At 72.1% G+C, this 22,655-nt stretch carries 19 protein-coding genes; 10 read left to right on the top strand and 9 right to left on the bottom strand.

The window, feature by feature from the left end; genetic code table 11:
* Positions 1–45: 45 nt before the first annotated feature.
* Positions 46–1,230 (top strand): FAD-dependent oxidoreductase, encoded by a 1,185-nt coding sequence (locus tag ACQPZX_RS10205; RefSeq protein ID WP_433377632.1) that lies wholly within the window; start codon positions 46–48, stop codon positions 1,228–1,230.
* Between the two features lie 999 nt (positions 1,231–2,229).
* Here ACQPZX_RS10205 and ACQPZX_RS10200 read toward each other — a convergent pair.
* The 4 genes from ACQPZX_RS10200 to ACQPZX_RS10185 all read right to left on the bottom strand — a co-directional run bounded on the left by ACQPZX_RS10200 (position 2,230) and on the right by ACQPZX_RS10185 (position 7,136).
* Positions 2,230–3,129: a Trp biosynthesis-associated membrane protein gene (locus tag ACQPZX_RS10200; protein WP_433377629.1), complete on the bottom strand. Its 900-nt coding sequence runs from the start codon at positions 3,127–3,129 to the stop codon at positions 2,230–2,232.
* Positions 3,126–4,658: an anthranilate synthase component I gene (locus tag ACQPZX_RS10195; protein ID WP_433377626.1), complete on the bottom strand. Its 1,533-nt coding sequence runs from the start codon at positions 4,656–4,658 to the stop codon at positions 3,126–3,128. Before ACQPZX_RS10195 ends, ACQPZX_RS10200 begins: the two co-directional genes overlap by 4 nt.
* On the bottom strand, positions 4,655–5,017 hold the full coding sequence (gene hisI, locus ACQPZX_RS10190) for a phosphoribosyl-AMP cyclohydrolase (RefSeq protein ID WP_433377623.1): 363 nt from the start codon (positions 5,015–5,017) through the stop codon (positions 4,655–4,657). Before hisI ends, ACQPZX_RS10195 begins: the two co-directional genes overlap by 4 nt.
* 1,195 nt (positions 5,018–6,212) lie before the next feature.
* Complete coding sequence (locus tag ACQPZX_RS10185) at positions 6,213–7,136, bottom strand: hypothetical protein (RefSeq protein WP_433377621.1); 924 nt, start codon at positions 7,134–7,136, stop codon at positions 6,213–6,215.
* A 43-nt stretch (positions 7,137–7,179) separates the two neighbouring features.
* On the opposite strand from ACQPZX_RS10185, the gene ACQPZX_RS10180 reads away from it, so the two are divergent.
* The 4 genes from ACQPZX_RS10180 to ACQPZX_RS10165 all read left to right on the top strand — a co-directional run bounded on the left by ACQPZX_RS10180 (position 7,180) and on the right by ACQPZX_RS10165 (position 10,205).
* Entirely contained in the window at positions 7,180–7,866 is a 687-nt protein-coding gene (locus ACQPZX_RS10180; protein ID WP_433377618.1) for a hypothetical protein, read from the top strand.
* Between the two features lie 204 nt (positions 7,867–8,070).
* Entirely contained in the window at positions 8,071–8,799 is a 729-nt protein-coding gene (locus ACQPZX_RS10175; protein ID WP_433377615.1) for an ABC transporter ATP-binding protein, read from the top strand.
* Positions 8,796–9,533, top strand: a complete 738-nt coding sequence (locus ACQPZX_RS10170; protein ID WP_433377612.1) for an ABC transporter permease — start codon at positions 8,796–8,798, stop codon at positions 9,531–9,533. The genes ACQPZX_RS10175 and ACQPZX_RS10170 overlap by 4 nt, the downstream gene beginning before the upstream one ends.
* A 9-nt stretch (positions 9,534–9,542) precedes the next feature.
* Complete coding sequence (locus tag ACQPZX_RS10165; RefSeq protein WP_433377609.1) at positions 9,543–10,205, top strand: TetR family transcriptional regulator; 663 nt, start codon at positions 9,543–9,545, stop codon at positions 10,203–10,205.
* On the opposite strand, the gene ACQPZX_RS10160 is transcribed toward ACQPZX_RS10165, so the two are convergent.
* The gene (locus ACQPZX_RS10160) at positions 10,141–10,866 is read right to left on the bottom strand and encodes a DUF2470 domain-containing protein (RefSeq protein ID WP_433377606.1); all 726 of its coding nucleotides are present in this window, start codon (positions 10,864–10,866) and stop codon (positions 10,141–10,143) included. The genes ACQPZX_RS10165 and ACQPZX_RS10160 overlap by 65 nt on opposite strands.
* Positions 10,867–10,959: 93 nt before the next feature.
* Between ACQPZX_RS10160 and rpsD the strand changes: the two genes are divergently transcribed.
* Complete coding sequence (rpsD, locus tag ACQPZX_RS10155) at positions 10,960–11,568, top strand: 30S ribosomal protein S4 (protein ID WP_433377603.1); 609 nt, start codon at positions 10,960–10,962, stop codon at positions 11,566–11,568.
* On the opposite strand, the gene ACQPZX_RS10150 is transcribed toward rpsD, so the two are convergent.
* A complete protein-coding gene (locus ACQPZX_RS10150) occupies positions 11,565–13,328 on the bottom strand; it encodes an ABC transporter ATP-binding protein (RefSeq protein ID WP_433377600.1) in 1,764 nt (587 codons plus the stop codon). The genes rpsD and ACQPZX_RS10150 overlap by 4 nt on opposite strands.
* Positions 13,325–15,130, bottom strand: a complete 1,806-nt coding sequence (locus ACQPZX_RS10145) for an ABC transporter ATP-binding protein (protein WP_433377597.1) — start codon at positions 15,128–15,130, stop codon at positions 13,325–13,327. The genes ACQPZX_RS10150 and ACQPZX_RS10145 overlap by 4 nt, the downstream gene beginning before the upstream one ends.
* Positions 15,131–15,228: 98 nt before the next feature.
* On the opposite strand from ACQPZX_RS10145, the gene ACQPZX_RS10140 reads away from it, so the two are divergent.
* Together ACQPZX_RS10140 and ACQPZX_RS10135 are read left to right on the top strand one after the other, a co-directional pair.
* On the top strand, positions 15,229–15,861 hold the full coding sequence (locus ACQPZX_RS10140) for a TIGR03085 family metal-binding protein (protein WP_433377594.1): 633 nt from the start codon (positions 15,229–15,231) through the stop codon (positions 15,859–15,861).
* A gap of 66 nt (positions 15,862–15,927) precedes the next feature.
* Positions 15,928–17,211: an APC family permease gene (locus ACQPZX_RS10135; protein ID WP_433377591.1), complete on the top strand. Its 1,284-nt coding sequence runs from the start codon at positions 15,928–15,930 to the stop codon at positions 17,209–17,211.
* Here the strand turns inward: ACQPZX_RS10135 and ACQPZX_RS10130 are convergent.
* Positions 17,103–18,506 (bottom strand): PLP-dependent aminotransferase family protein, encoded by a 1,404-nt coding sequence (locus ACQPZX_RS10130; protein ID WP_433377588.1) that lies wholly within the window; start codon positions 18,504–18,506, stop codon positions 17,103–17,105. The two genes, ACQPZX_RS10135 and ACQPZX_RS10130, sit on opposite strands and share 109 nt — an antisense overlap.
* Before the next feature lie 87 nt (positions 18,507–18,593).
* On the opposite strand from ACQPZX_RS10130, the gene ACQPZX_RS10125 reads away from it, so the two are divergent.
* Positions 18,594–19,811 carry an MFS transporter gene (locus tag ACQPZX_RS10125; protein WP_433377585.1) on the top strand — a complete coding sequence of 406 codons (1,218 nt, stop codon included), beginning with the start codon at positions 18,594–18,596 and terminating at the stop codon, positions 19,809–19,811.
* On the opposite strand, the gene ACQPZX_RS10120 is transcribed toward ACQPZX_RS10125, so the two are convergent.
* Positions 19,808–20,689 carry a carbohydrate kinase family protein gene (locus ACQPZX_RS10120; RefSeq protein WP_433377582.1) on the bottom strand — a complete coding sequence of 294 codons (882 nt, stop codon included), beginning with the start codon at positions 20,687–20,689 and terminating at the stop codon, positions 19,808–19,810. The genes ACQPZX_RS10125 and ACQPZX_RS10120 overlap by 4 nt on opposite strands.
* Positions 20,690–20,830: 141 nt before the next feature.
* Here ACQPZX_RS10120 and ACQPZX_RS10115 point away from each other — a divergent pair, with 141 nt between their 5' ends.
* Positions 20,831–22,654: an AMP-dependent synthetase/ligase gene (locus tag ACQPZX_RS10115; RefSeq protein WP_433377579.1), complete on the top strand. Its 1,824-nt coding sequence runs from the start codon at positions 20,831–20,833 to the stop codon at positions 22,652–22,654.
* Position 22,655: the final 1 nt, after the last annotated feature.

Genomic DNA, 22,655 nt, shown 5'->3' with positions numbered 1-22,655 from the left:
AACGTTTGGTTGACAGAGTCATGCGTTCGAGTGACGCTAGGAAGCATGACAACCTTCACCGCACTGATCGTCGGCGGCGGCATCGGCGGCCTCGCCCTCGCACACGGCCTGCGCCGCGCCGGCATTCCCGCCGACGTCTACGAGCGCACCCACGAGCGCACCGACTGGCTGCAGGGCTACCGCATCCACATCAGCCCCGCCGGCGCCCGCGCACTGCACCACTGCCTGCCCGCGCCCAACTGGCAGGCGTTCCTCGAGGCGGCGGCGCCCGGCGGCAGCTTCGGATTCCTCACCGACCACGCCACCGACCTGCTCGCCCTCGACGAGGCCGAGATCAACACCCCCGGCGCCGCCGAGCCCGACCGGCATTACGGCATCGGCCGCATCCCGCTGCGGGCCGCCCTGCTCGACGGCCTCGACGACTCGCTGCACCTGGGCAAGACCTTCACGCACTACACCCTCGACGGCGACCGGGTCACCGCCCACTTCGACGACGGCACCTCCGCCACCGCCGACCTCCTGATCGGCGCCGACGGGGCCAACTCCCGGGTGCGTGCCCAGCTGCTCCCGCACGCCCACCGCGCCGAGACCGGCGTCATCACGGTCGCCGGCCGCAATCCCGAGCCCGCGGCCCTTCCCGAAGTCTTGCGCACCCGGGCCAACATCGTCATCCCGCGCGGCCCCGGCTCGCTGTTCACCGCCCCCGAGGCCGGCCAGATCATCTGGGGCTTCTCGGACGCCGTACGCCATCTGCCGTCCGACGTCACCAAAATGGACGGTCCCGCCCTCCAGCACCTGGTTGCGACCCGGATCGCCGGGTGGTCACCGGCCTTCCGAACCCTGATCGCCGACAGCGACCCCGCGACGGTCAACGCCTTCCACGTGAAGAGCGCAAACCCCGTCGCCCCGTGGCCGACGACCCGAGTGACCCTGCTGGGCGACGCCATCCACAACATGACCCCGATGGCCGGCATCGGCGCCAACACCGCCCTGCGCGACGCCGCCCTCCTGAGCCGGCTGCTGGCCGAGGACGCCGGGTTGGCCGCGGTCCAGCGCTACGAGTCCGAGATGCTCGAGTACGGCTTCGAGGCCGTCCGCCGGTCCCTGCGCAACGCCCGGCAGTCGGCCACGTCCACCCACCTGAGCCGGGCCTTCTTCCGCACTACGCTGCGCGCCACCGCGGCGCTGCCCCCGCTTCGCCACGCGATGGCCCGCTCCCTGGGCCGCTGACCGTCCTCCTCGGACCGCCACATCAGTCCGCCGGGTTCCGCCCGACGCCCTTCTCGGCGACCGCCCGATCCGCAACCAGATCCACCTCGTCTCGTCGGCATGCCCGAAGTCCCACAACCGCAGGAGACCCGACCCGACTTCACAGCCCGACCCCGTCACGGCCAGCGCAACCCGTCGCAGTGAGCACGGCCCGTCGCAGGGCGCGGCCCGTCACAGTCAGCGCGGCCCGTCACAGTCAGCGCGGCCCGTCACAGTCAGCGCGGCCCGTCACAGTCAGCGCGGCCCGTCACAGTCAGCGCGGCCCGTCACAGTCGGCGCAGCTCGTCGCAGTCGGCGCGGCCCGGCACAGTCAAGCACGGCCCGGCATGGTAGGCGCGGCCTTGGCGGGGGTTCGTCATGGCCGGGCCGCGCATGGCTGGCGTCGATGGGGCCTGTCGCACTGGTGGTGGTCCCGCGATGTGGGGGCACCTATCACACAATGGGACGAGGTCCCGCATGCTGGCCGCGCATCCCGCTTACCGGGCGTCCGGTCCACAGTGCGAGACTTCAGCGACACGAACGCCAGAAATATCCGTTATTTCCACCAGCAGTTGATCGAGGCCGTTCAAGGATGATGATGTGCCGTTCGCATCGAACCGCACGTCATCAAGATTTCGGTCGACGCCGAGGCGAGGCGCAGAACGAGACAGACGCGAGCCCGGCCGGAGCCCTCCGACCGCGCCGCCGACAACGGTGACGGGCCGTACCCACCGCGACCACGCACCCACCGGGCGATGGCAGCCCGCTTAAACCACCGACAACCGCGACAGGCCGCACCCACCGCGGCCATGCAAATTCCGGGGCGCATCCGCCGAGCCCGCAACCGCCGACCCCGCCCTCCCCAAGGGGGAAGCCCCCGCAGATCATTATCCAGGGAAAACGGTGAGATCGCCGAGGTCGTCAGTGTGGCCTGTGGAAAACGCGCGGCTGTGGAAAACGCCCGAAGGATCGGCGGATGTGCTAGCTGACCGTCGGGTCGTCTCCGCGGTCGAGGGCGTCCCAGGCCGAACGGTTGTCGATCGCGGCGGACGCGGCGGACGCGGCGCTCGAGGAAGTAGACCCGGCGACCGGCATGGAGGCCGACCCGGCGCCCGGCGTGGAGCCGGAGGCGGGCCCGGCGCCCGGCGTGGAGCCGGAGGCGGGCCCGGCGCCCGGCGTGGAGCCGGAGGCGGGCCCGGCGCCCGGCGTGGAGCCGGAGGCGGGCCCGGCGCCCGGCGTGGAGCCGGAGGCGGGCCCGGCGCCCGGCGTGGAGCCGGAGGCGGGCCCGGCGCCCGGCGTCGTGGCAGGACCGGCGGCCGACGTGCCGGCAGGCCCGGCGAGCGACGTGGCAGCGGACCCAGCGAGCGGCGTCCCAGCAGGCCCAGCGAGCGGCGCGGCGGCGCCCCCCGCGAGCGGAGTCGTGCGGGGAGCGGGAGGCTTGCGGTCGTAGCGGGCCGACATGCGGGGCCAGCGGTGGCCAAGGCGGGCCGCGGTGAGGCCGCCGGCGGTGATGATGAGGCCGCCCAGAGCGCAGAGGATCGGCCAGGCTGTGGCGCCCGCGCCGGCGGAGCCTGGATCCAAGCCCGCGCGGCCGGCGATCGCGCCGATCACGATGCCTACGCCGGCCAGGGCCAGCAGGGCGCCGACGACCCGGCGGAGCCAGCCCGAAGTGGCCAGGAGGGCGCCGGTGCCGGCCAAGGCCACCAGGGCCAGGCCGGTCACCCAGGGCTCCAGGTCGGTGCCGGTCCGGGCCTCGCGCACGGCGGTCATGCCGGGGCGCGGGGTCAGGTGGAGGGACCAGGTGCGGGTGATCGCGTACAGCGAGAGGGCGGCGCCGGCCAGGCAGGCGACCAGGGTCAGGAGGTAGGACCGGCGGTTCATCGGGCGGCGCGCAAGGTTTCCGCCGAGGCTATGGCGGCCAGGACGGCGGCCGCCTTGTTGCGGGTCTCGGTCTCCTCGGCGGCGGGGTCGGAGTCGGCGACGATGCCGGCGCCGGCGCCCACGTAGGCGGTGCCGTCCTTCAGAAGGGCGGTGCGGATGGCGATCGCCATGTCCATGTCGCCGGCGAAGCCGAAGTAGCCGACCGTGCCGCCGTACAGGCCGCGGCGGGTGGGCTCGAGGGACTCGATGATCTCCATGGCGCGGACCTTGGGGGCGCCGGAGAGGGTGCCGGCGGGGAAGGTCGCGGCCAGGGCGTCGAAGGCGGAGCGGTCGTCGCGCAGCTCGCCGGTGACCGTGGAGACGATGTGCATGACGTGGCTGTACCGCTCGATGCGGGCGAACTCGGGGACCTCGACGGTGCCGGGCTTGCAGACCCGGCCCAGGTCGTTGCGGCCCAGGTCGACCAGCATGACGTGCTCGGAGCGCTCCTTGGGGTCGGCCAGGAGCTCGGCGGCGAGCGCGTTGTCCTGCTCCGGCGTCGTGCCGCGCCAGCGGGTGCCGGCGATCGGATGGAGCAACGCCCGGCGGACGCCCGCTTCGTCCGCGTTGACCTTGAGGTGGGCCTCCGGCGAGGAGCCGACAATGTCAAAATCATCAAAGCGCAAGAGATACATGTACGGGCTGGGATTGGTCGCCCGGAGCACGCGGTAGACGTCGAGCGGGTTGGCGTCGGTGGGCCGCTCGAAGCGCTGGGCCACGACGATCTGGAAGCACTCGCCGGCGCGGATGGCCTCCTTGGCTTCTTCGACCGCCTTCTGGTACTCCCCCGGCGCGGTGCGGCTCACCGGCTCGCCGGCGGGGCGACGCTCCACCGTGGAGATCATCGGCGGGGTCGGGCGGGAAAGCGCGGTGGTCATTGCGTCGAGCCGGCCGATCGCGTGGTGGTAGGCGGCGCGGCGGGCGGTGTCGTCGGCGTCCTCGGGGAGCACGGCGTTGGCGACCAGGATCGCGGAGCCGTCGTAGTGGTCGAGGACCACGAGGTCGGTCGCGAGCATCATGCCCAGCTCAGGCAGGGGCAGGTCGTCGGTGGTGGTCACCGGCAGGCGTTCGAAGCGGCGCACCAGGTCGTAGCTCAGATAGCCCACCATGCCGCCGGTCAGCGGGGGCAGGTCGTCGTCGTGGAAGCCCTCGGCCAGGGCGGCGACGGTCTCGCGCAGGGTCGTCACCGGGTCGCCGCCCTGCGGGAGGCCGGCCGGCGGGGTGCCGAGCCAGACCGCCTCGCCGCCGCGCTCGACCAGGGTGGCGGCGCTGCGGACACCGATGAACGAGTACCGCGACCAGGCCGCGCCGGACGGGCCGGCGCCCTGCTCGGCCGACTCGAGCAGGAAGGTGCCCGGGCCGCCGGCCAGCTTGGTGTAGACGCCGACCGGGGTCTCGCCGTCGGCGAGCAGGCGGCGGATCACCGGCACCACCCGCCGCCGCTGCCGGAGGAAGGTCGCCTCGTCGGGCCGGACCGCGCCGCTGGTCATCTCTCCCCCTGGGTCACCGGCAGGTCGGTGAAGAAGCAGTCGTGGGCGCCGGTGTGGCACGCGGCGCCGATCTGCTCGACCGTCACCAGCAGGGCGTCGCCGTCGCAGTCGAGGGCCACGGCCTTCACGTACTGGTGGTGGCCGGACGTCTGGCCCTTCACCCAATATTCCTTACGGCTGCGCGACCAATAGGTGGCCCGGCCGGTGGTGAGCGTGCGATGCAGCGCCTCGTCGTCCATCCACGCCAGCATGAGCACGTCGCCGGTGCCGTGCTCCCGCACGATCGCCGCGACGAGGCCGTCGGGGGTGCGCTTGAGCCGGGCCGCGATCGCCGGATCCAGATCGGTCTTGACTGCCACGCTCCGATTCTCCACCCCGCCGGTACAACGCCCGGACAGCCCCCGCGACGCGGCCCACGATCCGGGCACGGGGGATGTGCCCGGAAGCCCGGGACGGTACCGTCGTCGTGCGCCGCGCCCGGTCAAGGGCGTGGACGCCCGCCCGCCGGATGAGGGTCCGCGCAGCTCACGGGCCGCGGGTGGGGCAGCCTTGCGACGGGAGTACACAACCGATGGATCCCACGTCCAGCCCCGACAACACCCGGTCACCGCGCGGCCTCTCGCGCTTCTGGCCGGTCCATCGGGAGGGCGAGGACCCGGTCGCCGAGACGGATCGGGGCGAGCTTCCCGTAGCCCTTCCGGGTGAAACCGAGATGGTCGCGCTGGGTTCGCGACGCGGATCGGAGCAGGCCGCCGCCGGTGTCTTCCCGGTGAGCGGCCCGGCCGAGGCCGGGCCGATCCCGTCGACCGGCGTGGTGCATGGGACTCCGGTGCCGACTTTTCCGGGTACGCCGTCAGCAGGCGCACCGTTCTCAGAGGCGCCGCATGCGGGGGCGCCGCATGCGGGGGCGCCGCATGCGGGGGCGCCGCATGCGGGGGCGCCGCTTGCCGGAGCGCCGCTTGCCGGAGCGCCACTTGCCGGAGCGCCGCGTCCGGGGACGCCCTTCGCGTCGGCGTCGCGCGGATCGGACAGCGGACCGGACGGATCGAAGTCGAATGGATCGGCGCCCGGCGGGTCGGGTGGTCTTGGTGGTGGCGGCGCACTGGGCGGTGGGCTCGGTGGTGCTCTCGGCGGCTTCGGCGGTGGACCGGTCGGTGACCCCGGACGTGCCGGGCGTGGCGGAGACAGCGGGCGTGGCGGAGACAGCGGGCGTGGCGGAGACAGCGGGCGTGGCGGAGACAGCGGGCGTGGCGGGAGCGGCGGAGACGCCAGGCGCTCGGGCGACGCCGGCCGCGCAGGAGACGCGGGGCGCGCCGGGAACGGCTTGGGCAAGGAGAGCGACGAAGCCGGCGACGATGGCCGCGGCCTCAAGGGTGGGCCCGACGGTGACGGTGGCGTGAACCGGGTGCCCTCGGGCGACGGCGGCCGCGGTCCGAACGGTGGGCCGGAAGGGCGTGCCGGCGAGGCGGCCGAAGGGTCCGGCGGCGGGCACCGGGAGGGCAAGGAGGGCGATCCAGATCACTCCGGCGCGTCGGAGGCCGGTGAAGGTGCAGCTCAGGCCGTAGAGTCCTCGCGAACTAATCCGTGGGACCGGGACACCGGGTCGTTCGGCGGGTTCGGGCTCGGCGGGCGTAACGGGCGCTTTCTGTTCGGCGGGCGGACCGTTGGCGGCGAGTCGCGGAACGGGCTCAACGGGCATAACGGGTCCGACCTGAACGGGCGGGCCGGCAAGCCGGACGTCGAGCCGTCTACTGTGGATGGCCCGGCGGCGGGGGCCGCGGATGAAAGCGACGAGAACGGGCGTGATGACATGAACGGACGGGCCGGAGTTCCCGGTTTCACCGCACCCGGCGATGTCCCGGCCGAGGACGGTCCCGCGGACCGGAAGGGCGACACCGAGCCGCGCCGCCAGGCGACCGGCTGGGCGTCGGTGCCGACCTCGACCAACCCGATCATCACGCCGACCTCGGGCGCCCCGATCTCGGGCGCGCCGACCTCGGGCTCGCCGATCTCCGGCACACCCACATCGTTCTCCGACACACCGGGCTCGGGCGCGTCGTTCTCCAGCACGCCGGGAGCGGGCACCCCGATCTCGGGCGGCCCGGGCTCAGGCACGTCGTTCTCCGGCGCACCGGGAGCGGGCAACCCGACCTCGGGGGCGCCGGGCTCCGGCGCACCGTTCCCTGGCGGGCCGGGCTCGGGCACGAACACGCCGGCCTTGGGAACGAGCGCGCCGGCCTCGGGAACCAGCACGCCGGGCTCCGGCACCTCCATCTCGGGCGGGCAAGGCTTGGGCGGGCCAGGCTTGAGCGGGCCAGGCTTGAGCGGGCCGGGCTTGAGCGGGCCGGGCTTGAGCGGGCCGGGCTTGAGCGGGCCGGGCTTGAGCGGGCCGGGCTTGAGCGGGCCGGGCTTGAGCGGGCAAGGCTTGAGCGGGCACGGCTTTGGCACGCCAGGCTTGGGCGCGCCGGGATCGAGCACGCCAGGCTTGGGCGCCGGGCCGGGCTCCGGCGGGTCGGGGTCCGTGGCGCCGGTCTCGCCGGCCTTCAGCTCGAATGCCTACGGGCAGCCGCCCTCCTACGTGCCGGCGCTGCCGGACCCGGCTGCGGGGCCGGTCTCGGGGGTGCCGGCACCGCGGGCCGCGGCCTCGGCGCCTGCGGACAGCCTGGCCAAGCCGGTCGAGGAGGACCTGCGGCCGCTGGTGACCCCGCCGGTGGAGCCGATCGAGACGGTTCCGGCCTCCTCGGCGCTGCCTCTGCGGACCGCCGGCGAGGAGCGGCGGCCCTGGGAGGACGAAAGCGCGCCGCGCACGCCGGCGCCTCGCCGTTCGGCCAGTCTCGAGGACGCTGAGCCGGCGCGCCGCGGGCGGCGGGCCGCGCCGGATCCGGACGATGAGGACGTCGCTGACGAGCAGCCGCTGCGGCCGGGTGACGTGGCCGCGGGGCATATCGCGTTCTGGGACGATGACGCGACCCGGCATTTCCGGGCGGCCTGGCACGAGGTGAAGGCCGAGTTCGTGGACGACCCGGAGCGGGCGCTGACCCGGGCGCACGACCTGCTCACCGACGCGGTCAACGAGCTCACCGAGGCGCTGCTGGCCGAGCGGGACGAGCTCGATCCGCTGCGCGGCACCGCGACCCCGGACACCGAGAGCATGCGCATGGCGATGCGCGGCTATCGCGAGTTCCTCGATCGGATACTCGCCCTGTAACCCCAGCTCACGCCGAGAATGGCCGCGCCGTCACCGACGGCGCGGCCTTTTGTTTTGAGCGCAACCACCCGGGACAGCCCGGCAGCGGGCGACGGCCCGGACCACCCGCCCGCGCCGTCCTCGAAACAGGGAACTTCTCAGATGCCGTACAAGATGGGGATTTGACTTGCCTTGGAATTCATCATGCGTTGAACTCATCGCGTGATGAAATCTCAGAATGCGATCGAGATCGAGGATCTCGTGGTGGAGCGGGGGCGGCGGCGCGTGCTGCACGGGATCGGATGCGCGATTCCGGCGGGGAGCGTGACCGGGCTGCTCGGGCCGAGCGGCAGTGGCAAGACGACGCTGATCAGGGCGATCGTCGGGGTGCAGATCGTCAAGTCGGGGACCGTGACGGTGCTCGGGATGCCGGCGGGGACGACCGAGCTGCGGCGGCGGGTGGGTTATGTGACGCAGGCGCCGAGCGTTTATGCGGATCTGTCGGTCCGGGAGAACGCGCGGTATTTCGCCTCGCTCTACGGGCTGGGCGCGAGCGAGGCCGACCAGGCGATCAAGGACGTCGGGCTGGCGGACGCGGCGCGGCAGCTGGTGGGCAACCTGTCGGGCGGGCAGCGGAGCCGGGCGTCGCTGGCGTGCGCGATGATCGGGACGCCGGACGTGCTGGTGCTGGACGAGCCGACGGTGGGTCAGGATCCGGTGCTGCGCGCCGAGCTGTGGGGCAAGTTCCACGCGCTGGCCAAGGCCGGCACGACGCTGCTGGTCTCGAGCCACGTGATGGACGAGGCGGGGCGCTGCGACCGGCTCCTGCTGATCCGCGAGGGGCAGATCATCGCCGACGACACGCCGGCCGCGGTCCGCGCGGCGGCGGGCACGGACGACCTGGAAGAAGCCTTCCTCAGATTGATTCGTGAGCGGGAGGAGGTCGCGGCATGAGCGTGGCCATCACGTTTTCGACTTCCGGCCGGGTGGCGCGGCAGCTGCGGCACGACCGGCGGACGGTGGCGCTGCTCATCGCGGTGCCGGCGCTGCTGCTGGCACTGCTCTATTTCATGTACGAGGACTCGGCGGCCACCTTCGACCGGATCGCCCTGATCATGCTGGGCATCTTCCCCTTCGTGATCATGTTCCTGATCACCAGCATCGCCATGCTGCGGGAACGCACCAGCGGCACCCTGGAACGACTGCTCACCACGCCGCTGGGCAAGGTCGACCTGCTGTTCGGGTACGGCATCGCGTTCTCGGTGGCGGCGGCGGTGCAGGGCGCGGTGGCGACCGGCGTGGCCTACTGGCTGCTCGGCCTGGACACCATGGGCAACCCGGCGCTGGTCGTGCTGATCGCCGTGATCAACGCGGTGCTCGGGGTGGCGCTCGGCCTGCTGTGCAGCGCCTTCGCCCGCACCGAGTTCCAGGCCGTACAGTTCCTACCGGTGGTGGTCGTGCCGCAGATCCTGCTGTGCGGGCTGTTCGTGCCGCGCGAGCAGATGGCCGGCTGGCTCCAGGCGATCGCCGACGTGCTGCCGCTGACCTACGCGGTCGACGCGCTGATGGAGGTCGGCAAGTCGGCCGAGGCCACGTCGACGATGTGGCGTGACCTGATCGTCGTGACCGGCGCCGCGGTGATCGCGCTGGTCCTGGCCGCCGCGACCCTGCGGCGGCGCACACCCTAGGAGCGTTTGTTGGTGAAGCGGAGCGGGCGGCGACCCGGCAATCAGGACACCAAAGCGTCCATCCTGGAGGCCGCCCGCCAGAACTTTGCCGAGAAGGGGTTCGACCAGGCGTCGATCCGGGCGATCGCGGGCGACGCCGGGGTCGACCCGGCGCTCGTGCACCACTATTTCGGCACCAAGGAGAAGCTCTTCCTGGCGGCGATGAACGCGCCGATCAACCCGGGTGAGCTGATCCCGCAGGCGCTGTCCGGCCCGCGGGAGCAGGCCGGCGAGCGGCTCGTGCGGATGGCGCTGACCGTGTGGGACTCGCCGGCCGGGACAGCGGCGGTCGCGATGTTCCGGTCGGCGATGAGCAACGAGTGGACGGCGCGGCTGCTGCGCGAGTTCGTGGTCACGCAGATCCTCCGCCGGGCGGTGGCGTCGCTGGTCCTCGACCCGGAGGAGGCGCCGCTGCGCACGTCGCTGGTGGCGACCCAGATCGCCGGCGTGATGATGGGGCGTTACGTGCTGCGGCTGGAGCCGATGGTGAAGGCCGACCGTGAGGTGCTGGTGGCGGCGATCGCGCCGAACGTGCAGCGGTTCATCGACGACCCGATGCCCGAGGTGTTCAGTCCGTACAGCGGTGGCACAGCACCGGGTGCAGCAGATGCGCCAGATCGTGCCGGTCGGTGACGGGGCGGGGGAAGGCCAGCCGGGCCAGCTTGTCGTCGAGACGGACCATGAAGCCATACCGATCCATCCGTACGACCTGGGGCTCGTTCTTCGGCTGGAAGGCCGAGCCGAGCTGGCGGCGCACGTAGGCGCTCATCTCGTCGAGGTGGTGGTCGGCCAGGTCGGCGATCAGGTCGAACTCGATCTGGCGTAGCGGGTCGGGCGCGGCGGCCGCGAAGTCGTCGGGGTCGACGTCCACCAGCTTCTCGTTGCGCTCGTAGCGGACCTCGGCCACGTCCAGCCGGTGCAGCACCTTGGACTCGCCGACGTCGAGCAGGTCGCCGGAGGCGTCGATGTCGGCGTAGTCGAGCGTGGCCTGCTTGGCCTCGTCGCCCTCGAGCCGCTTGGCCCAGCCGGAGACCCAGACCCGGCCGAGCGCGGGCGAGCCGGCGATCGGCGGCACGTCGGTGATGTCGAGCACCATCGCGGTGTCGTCGGTGCCGGGCTGGGGCACGAGCGCGGCCGCGAAGGCCCCGTCGGACGGGGAAAGCAGCAGCACACGGCCCTGCGCGTCGGTCACGTGGCGGACCGGGAGCGGGCCGGGGCGGCACGCGATGTGCGCCACCGCGGGGAGGTGGCCGGCGGCTAGCGTGCGAGCGACCTCGGCGTGGGTGGGCTGCATGTGTCGTACCTCCGCGGACCAGTTAGGCTTGCCTTAGTAAGGTGAGGCTAACCGTAACACCGGCCTCAAGCGCAAGCGACCTCTCGGAGACTCATGAACAACTCACGGCCCAAGGCCAAGCTGTCCCGTGCCCTCGGCATCCCGCTGACCCCCAAGTGCGTGAAGTACTTCGAGAAGCGGCCGTTCCCGCCGGGCGTGCACGGGCGCAGCCGGCGCAAGGCTTCGGACTACCAGGTGCGGCTGCTGGAGAAGCAGCGGCTGCGGCACCAGTACAACATTAGCGAGGCCCAGATGCGGAAGGCCTACGAGGACGCGCACCGGGCCGAGGGCAAGACCGGCGAGAACATGGTGAGCCTGCTCGAGCGCCGCCTCGACGCCACCGTGGTGCGCGCCGGCCTGGCCCGCACCATCTACCAGGCCCGCCAGCTCGTCGTGCACGGACACTTCACGGTGGACGGCCGCAAGGTGGACCGGCCGAGCTACCGGCTCAAGCCGGGCCAGATCGTCGAGGTCCGCGAGTCGAGCCGGCAGAAGCCGCCGTTCCAGATCGCCGCGACCGGCGCCCACCTCGACGGCCCGACGGCGCCTTATCTCTCGACCGCGCTGGAGGAGCTGCGGATCACGGTCCTGCGCGTCCCCGAGCGCAAGGAGATCCGGGTGCAGTGCGACGAGCAGCTGGTGGTGGAGTTCTACGCGCGCTAACGCGTTTGTTCGAGCCAGGACGCGTAGAGCTTGGCGTAGATCGAATCGTCGTTTTTAAGAAGATCTGAATGCGGGCCGCGTTGGACGACGCGGCCCGCATCCACGACGATGACCTCGTCGGCCGCCTGGGCGGTCGAGAGGCGGTGGGCGATCGCGACCGTGGTGCGGCCGCGGGTCACCGTGTCGAGGGCCCGCTGCAGGCGCACCTCGGTCGCCGGGTCGACCGCGCTGGTCGCCTCGTCGAGCACGAGCAGGTCGGGGTCGGCGACGTAGGCGCGGACGAGGGCGACCAGCTGCCTCTCCCCCACGCTGAGCGCCTCGCCCCGCTCGCCCACCGGGGTCTCGAGCCCGGCCGGCAGGCCCGCGACCCAGTCGGCGAGACCTAGCTCCTCGAACGCGACCGCCAACTGCTCGTCGGTCAGCGACGGCTCGGCGAAGCGGATGTTCTCGGCGATCGTGGCGTCGAAGAGGAACCCGTCCTGCGGCACCATCACCACCCGCGACCGCAGCGACGAGAAGCGCACCGACGTCAGCGGCGTGTCCGACAGCAGCACCTCGCCCTCGGCCGGATCCATCAGCCGGGTGAGCAGCTTCGCGAACGTGGTCTTGCCGCTGCCGGTCTCCCCCACCACCGCGTACTTCTTGCGCGCCTCCAGCGTGAGATCCACGTCGGCCAGCACGATCGGCCCGCCCGGATAGCGGAACGACACATCCCGGAACCGCACCGACAGGGGCCCCGGCGGCAGCTCCACGCCGAGATCGTCGGGGTCGGCAACGTCAGGATCAAGATCAAGCACATCGAGTACGCGTCGCCAGCCGGCCACCGCGTTCTGCGCCTCGTTGAGCATGTCGGTCGCGATCTGCACCGGCTGGATGAACAGCGTCACCAGGAACAGGAACGCGGTCAGCGCGCCCACGCTGAGGTCGCCGTCGACGCCGAGCAGCGTGCCCACCACCACGACCGCGGCCAGCGCCAGGCCGGCGCCGAGCTCGCCCGAGGAGAAGCTGGTCACGCTGGTGCGCAGCGCCTTCTGCTGGGCGACCCGCAGGCTCTCGATCGAGGTGTCCAGGCGCTTCTCGGTGCGGCCGCCCACGCCGTACGCCCGGATCACCATCGCGCCCACCACGCTCTCGGCGACCGCGCCGAGCATGACGCCGGTCCGCTCGCGGACCGCGCGGTAGACGGAAGCCAGCCTCTTCTGGAAGAGGCGGATCACGGCGACGGCCGGGCCGAACGCGAGCAGCACGACGATCGTGAGCTGCCACGAGTAGAAGAACATGACCAGCGTGGACACCAGCAGCTGGCCCGAGGAGAGCAGCAGCTGCACCCCGCCGAACTGCAGGAACAGCGAGATCTGGTCGACGTCGCTGGTCACCCGGGACACCATCGAGCCGCGCCGCTCGGACTGCTGGTGCAGCATCGACAGGTCGTGGATGTGCCGGAACGTGCGCGAGCGCAGGGCGCCGAGCGCGGTCTCGCTGACCGTGAACAGGCGGCGGGTCATCAGATAGCCGGCGATGGTGGAGATCACCAGCGCCACCAGGGTGAACGCGACGACCTCGACGACGTAGCCGAGGTCGGGGCCGCCGGCGCCGCGGATGCCGTTGTCGATGCCCTGCTGCACGGCGATGGGCACGGCGACACGGCCGGACATCTGCACGATGGCCAGGGCGATGGTGCCGGCCATGCCGGGGCGCAGCTCGGGCGAGAGGGCCAGGCCGCGCTTGACGGTGGCGAACGTTCCTTCGGCGGTGGTCATGCGTCGACCCGCTCCTGCTCGGCCTTCTCGTGCTCGGCCTTCTCGTAGGCCGTCACGAGGTCGGCGTATCCCTGGTTGGTGGCCAGGAGCTCGACGTGCGTGCCCGTCGCGACCACCTTGCCCTGCTCCAGGTAGACGACCTCGTCGGCCAGCGCGATCGTGGCCCGGCGGTAGGCGACGACCAGGATCGAGGCGCCGGCGTCCCGTTCGCGCAGCGAGCCGAGGATGGCCGCCTCGACCCGGGGGTCGACGGCGCTGGTGGCGTCGTCGAGGACCAGCAGGCGAGGGTGGCCGGCCAGGGCGCGGGCCAGGGTGACGCGCTGGCGCTGGCCGCCGGAGAGGGAGGTGCCGCGCTCGCCGACCGGGGTGTCGAGGCTCTCGGGGAGCTTCTCGATGAAGCGGTCGGCCTGGGCCAGGCGCAGCGCGTGCCAGGCGTCGTCGTCGGTGACCCCCTCTCGCTCGAGGGTGACGTTGCCGCGGACGGTGTCGTCGAAGACGAACGGGATCTGAGGCACGAGGGCGGCGGTGCTCGCCAGCGAGGCCTCGGTGAGCGTGGGCAACTCGGCGCCGTCGAGCATGATGCGGCCGTCGGCCGGGTCGACCAGGCGGATCGCGAGGGAGGCGATGGTCGACTTGCCGGAGCCGGTCGGGCCGACCAGGGCCACGGTCTTGCCGGCCGGGACCGTGAAACTGACCTCGTTCAGGACCAGCGGGCCCTCGCCGTACCGGAAATCGACGCGCTCGAAGCGCAACGCCGCCGCCTTGCCCGACTTTTCCAGATTTTTGGTCCCATAGTGCAGATCGCCGGTTGATTGGAGCACGGACTGTACGCGCTCCCAGCCGGCCACCGAGCGGGGCAGCTCGGCCACCACCCAGCCGATCGCCCGGACGGGAAACGCCAGCACGGTGAACAGGAACGACACGGTGACCAGCTCGCCCACGCTGATCGCGCCGGTCTCGAGCCGCCACGCGCCGAGCAGCAGCACGGCGAGGGTGCCGACGCTGGGCAGGCTGTCCATCACCGGGTCGAACAGCCCACGCAGGCGGCCCACCGAGATCAGCGCGTCGCGCAGCTCGGTCACGAAGACCCCGAACCGGCGGGACTCGTCCTCCTCGCGGCCCATGGTCTTGACCACCAGGGCGCCGTCGAAGCTCTCGTGCGCCACCGCGCTCACCTTGGCCCGCATCTGCTGGGCGCGGATCTGCCGGGGCGACATGTGGCGGGAGTAGACGACGTTGAGGCCGAACAGCGCCGGGAACAGCGTCACGCCGACCAGCGCCAGCACCCAGTCGGTGACGAACAGGGAGATCACCGCGGCGAGCACCATGACGATCGTGCCGACCGCGAACGGCAGCGGCGCGATCGGCACGAAAGCGGCCTCGACGTCGGAGTTCGCGTTGGACAGCAGGGTGCCGGTGGCGTGGGTCTGATGCCACGAGGGCGGCAGCGACAGGTAGCGCCGGGTCACCGCGCGGCGGTAGCGGGCCTGCAGGCGGAACTGCATGTAGCCGGCGCCGAGGCGGCGGCCGAAGATGCTCGCCACCCGCAGGACGCTGATCCCGAGGAAGACCGCCGCGATCAGGGCGAGGGTGCCGCCGGAGGCGCGATGGTCGGCGAAGGCCGGCACCACCACGTGGCCGATGACCGCGCCGACGACGTACGAGTTCGCGATGATCAGCAATCCGAAGACGCTGCTGCCGACGACCCCGATGGTGAACAGGCGCGGCTCGACCCGAATCGCTTGCCCGAGCACCCGCAGTCCCCGTCCCAGCACGTCCCGGCTGGCCCTGCTGCCGCTCAATGTCCCGCCCGACCCTGTAAGCCTTCGCCGGTAACACCGGCCTTACCAACTATCCTGCCGTCGTTTACACCTGTGACAATGTGTCTACCATCACGTTCGTGACTGCCTTTGCCCAGAGCGAGCGTCAGCAACTCGCCGACCTGCTGCTGCGAGTCGGCCCCGACGAGCCGACGCTCTGCGCCGGCTGGACGACCCGCGACCTCGCCGCACATCTTGTGGTAAGAGAGCGCCGACCCGATTCGGCGGCCGGCATCATCCTCCCGCCGCTACGCGAGTACGGCGAGCGAATTCGCCGCGAGAAGGCCGCCCGGCCGTTCCCCGAGATCGTCGAGGAGATCCGCAACCCACCCTGGTGGAGCCTGGTCAGCAACCCCCTGCTCGACGAGCTCACCAACACCGTCGAATTCTTCATCCACCACGAGGACGTGCGCCGCGGCAAGGACGGCTGGCAGCCGCGCGACCTCGACGAGCCGCACGCCCGGGCGATCTGGCGGGCCGCGCAGTTCACCGGAAAGATGGCGCTGCGCCGGGTGCGGATGCCGGTACGCGTCCGCGAGGCGAACGGCTACGGCGAGTTCATCGTCGGCGGCGCGGACGCGCAGGTGACCGTGACCGCCCCGGCCGGCGAGCTGGCCATGTTCCTCTCCGGCCGGCAGCGCGCCGCCCGGGCCGACCTCGACGGTCCCGCCGAACAGACGTCGCGGCTGCTCGCGGCCCGGCTGAGCATCTGATTGGCCCAATCCACTGCCCACGGATTGGACCAGGCACCGAGCCAATCCGCGCCGTAGGTTCGAACCATGAAGCTCAACGTGGCGCAGGGAACGGCGCTCAGCGTCGGCGCCGTCCTCGGCACCGGTGTGATCTCGATGCCCGCCCTCGCCGCCGGCGTCGCCGGGCCGTCCTCGCTGGTCGCCTGGGCGGCCCTGATCCTGCTCTCGGCGCCGCTCGCCTGGACGTTCGCGGCGCTCGGCGCTCGGCATCCGGACGCCGGCGGCGTCTCCACGTACGTCCGGCTCGCGTTCGGCCCGCGCGCGGCGGCGGCCGTCGGCTGGTGCTTCTACTTCGCCGTGCCGCTCGGCGCCCCGGCCGCGGCCGCGTTCGCCGGCAACTACGTGGCGGACGTGGTCGGCGGGGGCCGGCGCACGGTGATCGTCACGTTCCTCGGGATCGTCGGCCTGGTCTACGTGATGAACTGGTTCGGCCTGCGCATCTCGGGCCGCGTGCAGCTCTGGCTGACCGGGGTGCTCGCCACCCTGCTGCTGGTCACCGTGGCGACGGCGCTGCCGCACGCCCGCTGGGCCAACCTGCAGCCGTTCGCGCCGCACGGCTGGGCCGGGATAGGCGCCGCGGCGGCCGTGCTGGTCTGGGGCTTCGCGGGCTGGGAGGCGGTCTCCTCGCTCTCCCCGGACTACCGCGATCCCCGGCGCGACGTGCCCCGGGCCACGGCCATCGCGGTCGCCATCGTGGGCGTGCTCTACCTCGCCGTGGCGGCGACCAGCGTGCTCGTGCTCGGGCCGTCGCTCGGCAGCAGCGCGGCGCCGCTGGCCGACCTGCTCGCGATCGGGGTCGGCGGGCCGGTCCGGGCGGCCACCGCGGTGGTGGCGGTGCTGCTGACGATCGGGGCGGTGAACGCGTACATGGCGGGAGCGTCCCGGCTCGGGGCGGCGCTGGCCCGCGACGGCGCGCTGCCGGTCAAGGTGTTCGGCACGCAACGGGGGTCGCTGACGTTCGTGCTGGTCGCGAGCCTCGGAGCGGTGGCGCTGCCGGTCGCCCTGAAGACCTCGATGCTGCTGGTCACCGGCTGCTTCACGCTGGTGTACGTGCTGGGGACGGCCGCGGCGCTGCGGCTGCTCCCGCCGGGGAGGTCGCGGGCGTGGGCGGGGGTGGCGTTCGTGGCGGTGCTCGGGCTGCTCCTGCTGACCGGGCCGCCGGCGCTGCTCAGCCTCGTGGTGGCGGCCGGTGCGGTGGTGTATCAGGCGTGGCGGGCCAGGAGGTCGGCGAAGATGGCCATGCCCTCGTCGATCAGCGTGGGGTCGACGGCGCCGAATCCGAAGACGAAGCCGGCCTGTGAGGTGGCGTAGTTCGTCAGGTCCTCGATGGCGAGGCCTCTCTTGGCCGCGGCCTTGACGACCGTTGCCGTTTTGCCCGTTTTGAGTAGGGCGGTCACGTGCAGTCCGGCCGCCGACGGCAGCAGGGACATTTGCGGCATTTCTGATAAGGCGTGAGAAATCTTGGCGTGGCGACGGGCGTACTCCTTGCCCACCCGGCGCACATGCCGAGCCAGGAGGCCCTCGTCGATGAAGCGGGCCAGAGCGGCCTGCAGCGGCGGGGACCCGTAGCCGTCGCTGAGCTGGCGAGCGGCGGCGACGCCGTCCCGCAGGCCGGGCGGCACAACGAGAAAGCCGGTCCGCAGCGCGGGGAGCATGCTCTTGGAGAAGGTTCCCGCGTAGAGCACCCGCCCGGCCTCGTCCAGGCTGAACAGCGGCTCGAGCGGCCGCGCCGAGAAGCGGAACTCGCTGTCGTAGTCGTCCTCGAGGACCGCCACCGGCCGGCGCCGCGCCCAGTCGAGCAGCTCACGCCGGCGGCCCAGCCCCATCGGCCGGCCGAGCGGGAACTGATGCGACGGCGTCGTGTAGACCAGCCGGCACCCCGCCGGCAGTGCCGCGACGACCAGGCCGTCCTCGTCGACCGGCACTCCGGCGACCCGGCACCCCAGCGCCTCGAACAGCCGGCGCGCCGGCGGATATCCCGGGTCCTCCACCGCCACCACGTCGCCGGGCCGCAGCAGCACCTTTCCCACGAGGTCGAGCGCGTGCTGGGTGCCGTTCGTGATCACGATGTCGTCCGCCGCGACCCGCAGCGACCGCGCGTACCCGAGATAGCGGGCGATCGCCGCCCGCAGCGCCGGATGACCGGCCGGCGACCCGTACGTCCCCGGGTTGTTCGCGCCCACCCGCATCTCCGCCGCCACCAGCCGCCGCCACGCGTCGAACGGGAACAGCCGCGCGTCCGGGATCCCGGTGCGGAAGTCGTATCGCGGCGCCGGCTCGTCGCCGCTGGTCGGCGCCGGCCCGGCCGGCCAGCCCTTGCGCGGCCGGAGCGGGTCCGCGGCGGCCTTCCGCGACGGCGTCGTCGGCGAGATCACGGCCACGAACGTGCCCGACCCCACCCGCGCCGACAGGTACCCCTCGGCGACCAGTCGCTCGTACGCGGTCGCCACGCTGCCCCGGGACACGCCGAGATCCGCCGCGAGCGCCCGGGTCGCCGGCAGCCGGTGCCCGGCCGGGAGCCGCCCGTCGACGATGGCCTCGCGCAGCGCGCGATACACGGCCACGGTCTTCTCGCCGGTCCCGCCCGCCTCGATGACCAGGTCCACGACCCCATTCTGTACAGAACCGTTGCGGAAATCGCGAGTAGTCAATAGCTTGCGCTAAGTGATCGGACTGCCATGGAGGGGTGTTGTGTGAGCACCCTCTGGCGCAACCGGGAGTTCAACCTCCTGTGGACCAGCCAGTCGCTCTCCGACCTCGGCGGCGCGATCGCCCAGCTCGCCCTGCCCCTGCTCGTGCTCGAGCAGACCGGCTCGCCGGTGCGGGCCGGCGTCGTCGGCACCGCCGCGCTGGTCGTGGCGCACGCCGCCCGCCTGCCCTCGGGCGTGCTCGCCGACCGGATCGACCGCCGGCGGGCCATGCTGGCCTGCGACGCGATCCGGCTGGTCGCATTCCTCGTGCTCGCCGCGACGGTCGCCGCCGGCCACGCCACGCTCGCCGTGATCATCGTGGTCGCCGTGCTGGACGCCGCCTGCAGCGCGCTGTTCAACACCGTGGAGCACGCCGCCCTGCGCAGCATCGTCCCCACCTCGCAGCTGCCGGACGCGGTGGCGCGCAACGAGGTCCGCACCTACAGCGCTTCGCTGGCCGGGCCGCCGCTCGGTGGCCTGCTGTTCGGCATCACCCACGCGCTGCCGTTCCTGGGCAACGCCGTGTCCTACCTGATCTCGTTCGCCGGGGTGGCGCTGATCCGCCGGCCGCTGCAGGGCGAGCGCGAGGAGCTGCCGGTGAGCCACGCCGCCGCCCTGGCCGAGGGGCTGCGGTTCGTCTTCGGCAACCCGTTCCTGCGGTCCGTAATGATCATCGCGGCGCCGCTGAACTTCGCGCTGAGCGGCGTCATCTTCACCATCGTCGTGGCGCTGCAGCGGCACGGCGTGGAGCCGGGCGTGATCGGGCTGACCTCGACCATCATCGGCGTGGGCGGGCTGGCCGGGGCGGTCGCGGCGCCCTTTCTCCAGCGGTGGCTGCCGCTGCCCCGGTTGATCCGTTTCATCTGCTGGGCGGCCACGGCCGTCCTGGCCTGCAGCGCGTGGCTGACGACGAGCGTCGCCGCGGCGGTCCCGGTGGCCTTGGCGGTCTTCCTGGGTCCGACCAGCAACGCCGCGCTGTTCGGGTATCAGGCGGCCATCACGCCGGACCGCCTCCAGGGACGGGTGCTCAGCGTCATCCTGCTGGCGGCGATGTCGGCGGCCGCCACCGCCCCGCTGCTGTCGGGGGTGTTCGTGAGCCTGTGGGGGCCGGCGCCCACGATCCTCGCCTTCGCCGCGACGGTCTCGGTGGCGGCGCTGACCGCGACGCTGGCCTCGGGGATCCGCACGGTGCGGCCGATCGGGGAGGCGGCGTCCGCCTAGCCTCGGGTCAGCCGCTCCCGGAGCATCTCAGCGGTGATGAAACTGTCGGCGCCCACCGCACGCGTACAGGCGAATGCCCCCGCGATCGACGCCCAGCGCAAGCAATCCTCATCGCTCGCGCCCGCCAGCCGGGCCGCCAGGAAGGCGGCCGCGAAGGCGTCGCCGGCGCCGTTCGTGTCGACCACCGGACCGCCGGGATCCGCCGCCGGCTGATGCCGCGAGACCGCCCGGGTGTGCAGGGTCGCGCCCTTCGCGCCGTCGGTGACCAGCACGTGGGTCGCCACGCCGTCGGCGAGCACGCGATCGGCCGCGCCGGCGGCCAGCTGCACGCCGCTGACGAAGACGATGTCGGCGCCGAGGGCGAAGTCGAGGTGGTACGGGTTCTCGCCGTCCCAGTCGTGCAGGTCGGTCGAGATCGTGCGCCCGGCCGCGCGCAGGTCGGCGAGCAGGTGACGGCCCCAATCCATGATCGTCACGTGGGCGTGCCGGGCGGCGGCCAGCGGCGCCGCGTAGGTCTCCCGCGGCAGACGGAATCCGGGCACGTCGCGGCCGTCGTACAGGGAGAGGCGGCGGCCGTCGGGGCTCATCAGGTTGACCGCGCGGCGGGTGCCGGCCGGCGAGATCGCCGTGTGCAGCGGAATGCCCCACTCGGCAAATGACGAGGCCACCCGGCGGCCGGCGTCGTCGTCACCGATCGTGTCGGCCAGCGCGACCGGCACGCCCAGCGCCCGCAACCCCAGCGCCACGCACGTGCCGGTATGGGAGACGTCGTCGTGGATCGGGCCGGTCGGCCGGGCCGAGTCGGCGCCCAGTACCGGAAGGCTCCCGACCGGGACGATCGTGTCGATACCGGTCCCGCCCAGGACGATCACGCTCATGCTTCGCGAGGCTACCGGTCGGTTCGTCGATAGAATCGTCCCAGGGGCTGGTACTAGCCCTGTGGCCGCACTTTCAATACCCTGCGGTAACAAACGCGTTACCCCGTCTCCCCCGGTCGATGTACATATAAGGCGGCGCCGATGGCTCTCGAGGTTCCCTACCGGTCGATTCCCGACATGTTCTACAAGCGCGTGGCGGCGACACCGAACGGTCAGGCGTTCGCGACGCCCAACGCGGACGACACCGCGATGGTCTGGCACACCTGGTCCGAGGTCGGCGAGCGCGCCACCGCGATCGCCGCCGGCCTGCGCTCGCTGGGCGTCGGCCTGGAGGACCGGGTGGCGATCCTGGCCGGCACGAGTTACGAGTGGGTCCTTGCCGACCTGGGCATCAACTGCGCGGGCGCGGCCACCACGACGGTCTACCCGACCACCGAGCCCGAGGACGCGAGCTTCATCGTGTCCAACTCGGGGTCCAAGGTGCTGATCGCGGAAAACCCCAAGCAGGCGCTCAAGATCTCCGGCGCCGACACCAGCGTCAGCCACGTGGTGCTGCTCGGCGGCCAGGCCGACGCGGGCGCCACCCCGCCGCAGCTCACGCTGGCCGAGCTCGAGGAGCGCGGCGCCGCGGCCCTGCGCGACAACCCCAAGATGATCGAGGAGGTCGTCGACAGCATCGGCCCCGACCACCTCGCCACGCTCATCTACACCTCCGGCACCACCGGCCGCCCCAAGGGCGTGCAGCTGCTGCACCGCGGCTGGACGTGGGAGGGCGTCGCCCAGGAGGATCTCGGCATCTTCGAGTCGACCGACCTGCAATACCTGTGGCTGCCGCTGTCGCATTCGTTCGGCAAGACGTTGCTGTGCGGCATCGTCCACGTCGGCGTCCCGACGTATATCGACGGCCGGGTCGACAAGCTGGTCGACATGCTCGCCGTGGTGCAGCCGACGCTGATGTGCGCGGCGCCGCGCATCTTCGAGAAGGTCTACAACAAGACCGTCACCACCGCGCTCGACGCCGGCGGCGCCAAGGCCAAGATCTTCGGCTGGGCGGTCGCCACCGGCAAGCAGAAGGTCGCGCTCGAGCAGGCCGGCAAGCCGATGCCGGCCGGCCTCAAGCTCAAGTACTCGATCGCGGAGAAGCTGGTCTTCTCCAAGCTCCAGACCCGGCTCGGCGGCCGGCTGCGGGTGCTGGTCAGCGGCTCCGCGCCGCTGAGCCGCGACATCTCCGAGTTCTTCGCGGCCGCGAACCTTCCGATCCTGGAGGGGTACGGCATGACGGAGAGCAGCGCGGCCAACTTCGTCAACCGGGCCGGCCAGCTCAGGATCGGCACGGTCGGGCAGGCCCTCGGCGACCTGGAGTGCAAGATCGACTCGGACGGCGAAGTGATGCTGCGCGGCGCGCCGGTCATGCGGGGCTACCACAACCTGCCCAAGGAGACCGAGGAGACGCTCACCGACGACGGCTGGCTGCGCACCGGCGACATCGGCGAGCTCGACGACGAGGGCTACCTCAAGATCACTGACCGCAAGAAAGACCTGGTCAAGACCTCAGGAGGCAAATACATCGCCCCGTCCGCGATCGAGGGCATGTTCAAGGCGGTCTGTCCGTACACGTCGCAGGCGGTCATCGTCGGCCAGGCCCGCAACTACGTGACGATGCTGATCTCGCTCGACGAGGACGCGATCGTGGGCTGGGCCAAGGGCGGGCCGCTCGACGGCAAGGCGTACGAGGAGATCGTGGCCGCGCCCGAGACCGAGCAGCTGATCGACGGGTACGTGAAGGAGCTGAACCTCAAGCTCAACCGGTGGGAGACGGTGAAGAAGTTCGCCATCCTCCCCCGCGACCTGAGCATCGAGGCCGGCGAGATCACCCCGTCCATGAAGATCAAGCGGCGAAGCGTGGAGACCAACTTCGCCACTCAGATCGACAAGATGTACGAGGGGTCCCTGGCCCAGATCTAAG

Origin of the sequence: Actinoplanes sp. CA-142083 (assembly GCF_050942195.1) — a bacterium.
GTDB lineage: Bacteria > Actinomycetota > Actinomycetes > Mycobacteriales > Micromonosporaceae > Actinoplanes.
This window is presented reverse-complemented; position numbering and strand designations above follow the sequence as displayed.